At 55.5% G+C, this 6,000-nt stretch carries 5 protein-coding genes; 2 read left to right on the top strand and 3 right to left on the bottom strand.

Annotated elements, in window-relative coordinates:
* Positions 1 to 146: 146 nt before the first annotated feature.
* Together speB and speE are read right to left on the bottom strand one after the other, a co-directional pair.
* Positions 147 to 1,016: an agmatinase gene (gene speB, locus CJP46_RS35830; protein WP_094600353.1), complete on the bottom strand. Its 870-nt coding sequence runs from the start codon at positions 1,014 to 1,016 to the stop codon at positions 147 to 149.
* Positions 1,017 to 1,030: 14 nt separating this feature from the next.
* Complete coding sequence (speE, locus tag CJP46_RS35825) at positions 1,031 to 1,858, bottom strand: polyamine aminopropyltransferase (protein WP_094600352.1); 828 nt, start codon at positions 1,856 to 1,858, stop codon at positions 1,031 to 1,033.
* 515 nt (positions 1,859 to 2,373) lie between these two features.
* Here speE and CJP46_RS35820 point away from each other — a divergent pair.
* Complete coding sequence (locus CJP46_RS35820; protein WP_094600351.1) at positions 2,374 to 4,422, top strand: transglycosylase domain-containing protein; 2,049 nt, start codon at positions 2,374 to 2,376, stop codon at positions 4,420 to 4,422.
* A gap of 261 nt (positions 4,423 to 4,683) precedes the next feature.
* On the top strand, positions 4,684 to 5,349 hold the full coding sequence (locus tag CJP46_RS35815) for a DNA-3-methyladenine glycosylase (protein WP_094600350.1): 666 nt from the start codon (positions 4,684 to 4,686) through the stop codon (positions 5,347 to 5,349).
* 129 nt (positions 5,350 to 5,478) lie between these two features.
* On the opposite strand, the gene CJP46_RS35810 is transcribed toward CJP46_RS35815, so the two are convergent.
* The gene (locus CJP46_RS35810) at positions 5,479 to 5,988 is read right to left on the bottom strand and encodes a YwhD family protein (protein ID WP_094600349.1); all 510 of its coding nucleotides are present in this window, start codon (positions 5,986 to 5,988) and stop codon (positions 5,479 to 5,481) included.
* Positions 5,989 to 6,000: the final 12 nt, after the last annotated feature.

The following is a 6,000-nucleotide window of genomic DNA, read 5'->3' as shown; positions in this document are numbered from 1 at the left end:
ACTGCCTTTTGCTTAAACTCAACGGAATATGTCTTCCGAATTTCGCCCATGAAAAATCCCCTCCAAGTAAACTTTAGTGCGCTTTCTTAGCACTTGTCTACTCGAAGGGGATAATATCAGTAATCGGGTGCTTCTTTGCGTTCGTTTTATTTAACAAAACCGAGCAGCATTTCGCGAATCAGCTTCGCCGCTACGATCTGGGTCTGCTCCGAATGGTCGTAGACCGGCGCCACTTCCACCAAGTCGCAGCCCACCACGTTGACTTCGGAATTGGCGATCAGGTGCACTGCCTCCAGCAATTCCTTGGAAGTGATGCCGCCCGCTTCCGCGGTCCCCGTTCCCGGCGCCGCCGACGGATCGAGCACGTCGATGTCGATCGTGACGTACACGGGACGATTGCCCATTTGCGGCAGGGCTTCCCGAAGCGGAGCCGCCACGTCAAACGGGTAGAAGTTAATATTTTCGCGGGCGTACTGGAACTCCTCGCGCGAACCGGAGCGGATGCCGAATTGGTAGATATTCTTGCCGCCCATCAGCCCGGCCGCTTTGCGGACCGGCGTCGAGTGCGACAGCGGCTCGCCCTCGTACTGCTCGCGAAGGTCCGCATGCGCGTCGATATGGATCAGGATCAGGTCCGGATACTTCGCGTACATTTGCTGGATGACCGGCCAGGTCACCAAGTGCTCGCCGCCGAGTCCGATCGGAAATTTATCGTCGCCGAGCAGTTTGCCCACGTACTCGCCGATAACTTCGAGACTGCGTCCTGCATTGCCGAACGGAAGCAGAAGATCGCCGGCGTCGAAGTATTTGAGATCCAGAATGCTTTTATCCAAGTAAGGGCTGTATTCCTCCAGACCCACGGAAGCCTGGCGGATGTGAGCCGGACCGAACCGGGAACCCGGACGGAAGCTGACCGTGTAGTCCATCGGCATGCCGTAAATGACCGCCTTGGCGTTTTCGTAATCGTCCGAGCTGCAAATGAATACGTTGCCCGAATAAGCTTGGTCTAGTTTCATGATGTTGCCTCCCCCTATTTCGTCAGATCTTCCACAAATTTAGGCAGTACGAAAGCCGCCTTGTGCAGGCGAGGCGTATAGTACTTCGTGTCCATCTCCGGAATTTGCGACTCGTCCACTTCAAGCGGATCGTATTTTTTGCTGCCCATCGTAAATGTCCACAAGCCGCTTGGGTATGTCGGGATGTTCGCCGCATAGACGCGCACGATCGGGAAAATTTCCTTCACGTCCTTGTTCACCTTTTGGATCAAATCAGCCTTGAACCAAGGGTTGTCCGTCTGCGCCACGAAAATGCCGTCATCCTTCAGCGCTTCATAGATGCCTTGGTAGAAGCCGCGCTCAAACAGAGGCGCAGCCGGGCCCACAGGCTCCGTGGAGTCGACCATGATGACGTCGTATTCGTTCTTATGCTCGTGAATGTGCATGAAGCCGTCGTTCACCAGCACTTCCACCTTCGGATCTTCCAGTTTGCCCGCGATGGACGGCAGGTATTTCTTCGAGTATTCGATGACTTTGCCGTCGATGTCGACGAGCACGGCCTTTTCCACTTTCGGATGCTTGATGATTTCGCGGATCACGCCGCCGTCTCCGCCGCCTACCACGAGGACGTGCTTCGGATTCGGATGCGTATTCAGCACCGGATGCGCCACCATTTCATGGTATACGAATTCATCCCTCTCGGTCGTCATGACCATTCCGTCAAGCAGCAGCATATTTCCAAATTCTTCAGTCTCCACCATGGCCAGATCCTGAAAATCGGTCTTTTCGTTCACGTACGTTTGTTTGATTTTGGCAGTAATACCGAATGCGGGTGTCTGTTTCTCAGTGAACCACAATTCCATCGTCATTACCTTCTTTCTTTCCAGAATAAAGGAGGGATTGTCCAACCGTACGGCTGAACGTCTCAGGCTGTTTCGAGCTGTTCCAAGCCGACCTTCCGCCGAATCCCTGCCGCGTGTTTTCGAAGCGCACGTACATCTTCTTTATTGTACCAAACTGCGAATGTATAAACACATCCTTTGAATTATACGCGATAGAAGAAATTCGTGTAAAGAATCACTTTCCTGGTGCTTCAGTCCCTGCCTAAAGCCGCGTCAGCACGGGTTTTTCATCCCTCCGGAGATCCTTTGCATTGCAGAACAGAGAGGCGGAACGCTTTTCCCGCGGATCCCGGTCCCGGCGTGAATATCTGCTGCCTGCATTTCCCATAATGAAGGTATGAGAAAAACGTCCTTCGACGTAGCTTTTTCACAGAAGACAGACCGCGCGCTAGCGGTAGTTTACGATAATAGATTGTTCAGTTCCACTGAAAAGCTATACATTCCATTCTCTTAGGTAAGGAAAGGGGCTACAGTACATGGCGAACCTATTCACGCGGCGGCCCAAACGGAAAAACCGGTTCCTGTTGATGCTAAAGCTCTTCACCGGCATGGTCATCCTCCTTCTGATCGCGGGAGGTATTCTGCTCGGCTGGCTGTATCAAAAAAACCTTCCGCTTGCCGATACGGACCGCAATTCGCGTCTTCTGGACAGTCAAGGCGGCATCATCGCCACGTTTTCGGCCAGCGGGCGCAGCTACGAACCCATCAAGCTCGATCAAATTTCGCCGCTGCTCGTGAAGGCGACCTTGTCGGTGGAGGACCGCAAGTTCTACGATCATTTCGGGTTTGACCTGGAAGGCATGGGACGCGCGGCGCTCGTCAACCTGGAGCATATGGCCCGGGTTCAGGGCGCAAGCACCCTGACGCAGCAGCTTGCCCGCAATCTATATTTATCCCATGAAAAAACATGGTCCCGCAAAATCAAGGAAGCCATGTACACCGCTCAGCTGGAGATGAAGTATACCAAGGACGAAATTCTTCAAATGTACCTGAACGAAATTTACTACGGGCACGGCGCTTACGGCATCGAGGCGGCTTCCCGGATGTATTTCGGCAAGCCGGCCAAGGAGTTAGATCTGGCGGAAAGCGCGATGCTGGCCGGGATTCCCAAGGGACCGACCTATTACTCGCCCTACGCCCATTTGGATAACGCCAAGAAGCGGCAAAGAATCGTCCTTGGCACCATGGTGGCGACCGGCGATATCACCCAGACGGAAGCGGACGAGGCTGCAGCCGAGAAGCTGGCCATCAAACCGCAGGGACAGCAGAAATCCAACCTGAAGGCGCCGTACTTCCGGGATTATGTGAAAAATCTGGTGACCAGCCAGCTCGGCATCAGCGAGGACATGCTTGATCATGGCGGTCTGAACATTTATACCACGCTCGACCCGCATGCCCAGGCTGCAGCCGAAGAAGCGGTGGCCAAAGGCATGGATTCCGCCAGTGACCTGGAGACCGCGCTCGTATCGATCGACCCCCGCAGCGGCTATGTCAAGGCGATGGTCGGCGGCACGAACTACAAGGAGAGCCAGTACAACCATGCGCTGGTCAAGACGCGCCAGCCCGGCTCCTCTTTCAAGCCGATTATGTATTTAACCGCATTGTCCTCAAAGACGATGACGGGTCTTACGACGTTTAACAGCGAGCCGACCTTGTTTCACTACGATAACAACCGGAAAACGTACCAGCCCAGCAATTATGGAGACAAATATTTGGGCGAGATTAATATGGAGCAGGCCATCGCCGCCTCGGACAACATCTATGCGGTCAATACGATGCTGAAGATCGGATCGGATAGCGTGATCGCCACAGCACGCAAGCTCGGCATCGTCAGCCCGCTCGAGTCCGTCCCCTCCCTGGCGCTCGGGACTTCACCGGTCAGCCCGTTCGAGATGGCTTCCGCCTTTGCGGTCATCGGCAACAACGGCAACCGGATCCCGCCGGTCGCCGTGCTGAAGATCACCGATGCCGCCGGGGAGGTGATCTACGAGGCTCCGAAGCCCGCAGGCGAACAGGTCGTCGATCCGGCGGCGGCTTACGTGCTGACGCACTTAATGGAGAGCGTATTTGAATCCGGCGGGACCGGTAACCGCGTATCCTCCATTATGAAGCGTCCCGTAGCCGGGAAAACCGGGACGACCGACACGGACGCCTGGCTGGTCGGATATACGCCGGAGCTCGCCACGGCCGTCTGGGTCGGTTTTGACAAAGGCAAGACGATAACGACGACAGACGCCCACCGGGCAGCGCCCATTTTTGCCCAGTATACCGAGAAGGCGCTGGAGAACGTTCCGCCCAAAATTTTCACCATCCCGAGCGGCGTCGTCAGCGTCTACATAGACGAAGAGTCCGGCAAACTCGCCACGGCCGATTGTCCACATAAGAAGCTCGAGGTATTCATGGCCGGAACCGAACCGACCGAATACTGCTCGCTTCACGGCGGGGAGAAGGAAAAGCCGGATGTGACAAACAAGGCCGAAGAGCATTCCTGGTGGTCCGACTTTAAGCGGTGGCTGACCGATTAAACGCAGCGCCCTATTAAGCTACGGCGACCAGAATAAGTTGGCCAACCTCAAAGCAAAAGGGGAGTCGGAACAGCCGCTCCCTTTTTTTGCATTACCCATAGGTTCCAGGGGCCGCCTCATATTTAACACTGAGCCAAGCCCCTGCTTCTTTGCGGGGTTATTTTTTGCCTTCCGCCACGGATTCGGGTTATATAGTAGGTAAAAGAAAACGGGGATGGATGTGTTCTCCTTGAAGACTATCAACCTAACGAGGTGATCCTGATGATGAACCCGGGTAACGAGCGCGGACAGCTGATCTCCCCATCGCTTCTCGCTATGACCGCGCTGGAAGCCGCGCCCCGCCTGCTCGGCCAGACGCTGGTCCGGGAGACCGAAGACGGGGAAATCCGCTGCCGGATCGTGGAGACCGAGAGCTACGGCGGCGCCGAAGATAAAGGAAGCCATGCCTACGGTAACCGGCGCACCGCGCGAACCGAGACGATGTTCGCCGCCGGAGGGTTGGCCTACGTGTATTTGATCTACGGCATGTACCACTGCGTCAACGTTGTCGTCGGCGACGCGGATGATCCGCAGGCCATACTCATCCGGGCGGTAGAGCCGCTAACTGAGCGTGACGCCGAGCTGATGCGCCGGTATCGGGGCAGCGTCTCCGGCAAAGCCGCCAACTTGTGCAACGGCCCCGGCAAGCTGTGCCGCGCGCTGCGGATCGACCGCAGCCTGAACGGCTGCACGCTCCGTCATGCGGACAGCCCGCTGCGACTTGAGTCTGGCGACCGGGCCGATGAGCTCCCGATCGTCCAGTCTCCCCGCATTAATATTGATTACGCGGAGGAGTACGCCCAGAAGCCATGGCGGTTTTATATTGACGGCCATCCATACGTGTCGGTCAAAGCCCCTGAGCCGCTGCCTTTCTCGCTAAGGGGTTAATTCCGTACTGTATACGATTACCTGTCCCTTCACGCAAAAAAAGACCTGGCCCTGCTGACGATTACGATACATTCGTCCGCAGGAACCAGGTCCTTTTGTTCATAGGACAAGGAAAGCAAGCGATTTACGCTATACTTCCAGCGCCTTCTTCAGCTCATCCGGCGAAGCTTCCCACCATTGTTCATTATGCGACACGAGCAGGTTCTTCAGCAGCGTCTTTTCTTCCGATCCCAATTCGTCCAGCATGAACTTCCTTTTCAGTGCGGCATCCATCCGGTTCACGTGATCGGCAAGAACTTTCCAGCCTCGTCTCTCTTCTTCATCGATCCACATTTCGCTAGCTGTGGCACCGCCGTAGAATTGTCCATCCTCATTCCGGTCCACCGCTACCCAAACGATCCACACCTGGCGTCCGTTCGGAACTTCTTCCCGGTTCGCCGTAAAGCGGATCCGGCGCTCCGGTTTGCTCTTGGCATGCATCGCTCCGATATCGATAACGGCTTCGCCGCGGTCGATAATAACCGGAGAAATGTTGTTCAGATCGATGGAGCCTGCCCCAAATCCCATCTTGTGCTTGCTCTTGCCGCTGACGATGTTCAGCGCGATGGGCTTCTTGCCTACCTGTTCCTTGTTGTCCATTTTTGATGTTCC

Source organism: Paenibacillus sp. XY044, assembly GCF_002257645.1.
Lineage (GTDB): Bacteria > Bacillota > Bacilli > Paenibacillales > Paenibacillaceae > Paenibacillus_AQ.
The sequence above is the reverse complement of the archived record's forward strand: the minus strand, read 5'-3'. Positions and strand labels throughout refer to the sequence as shown.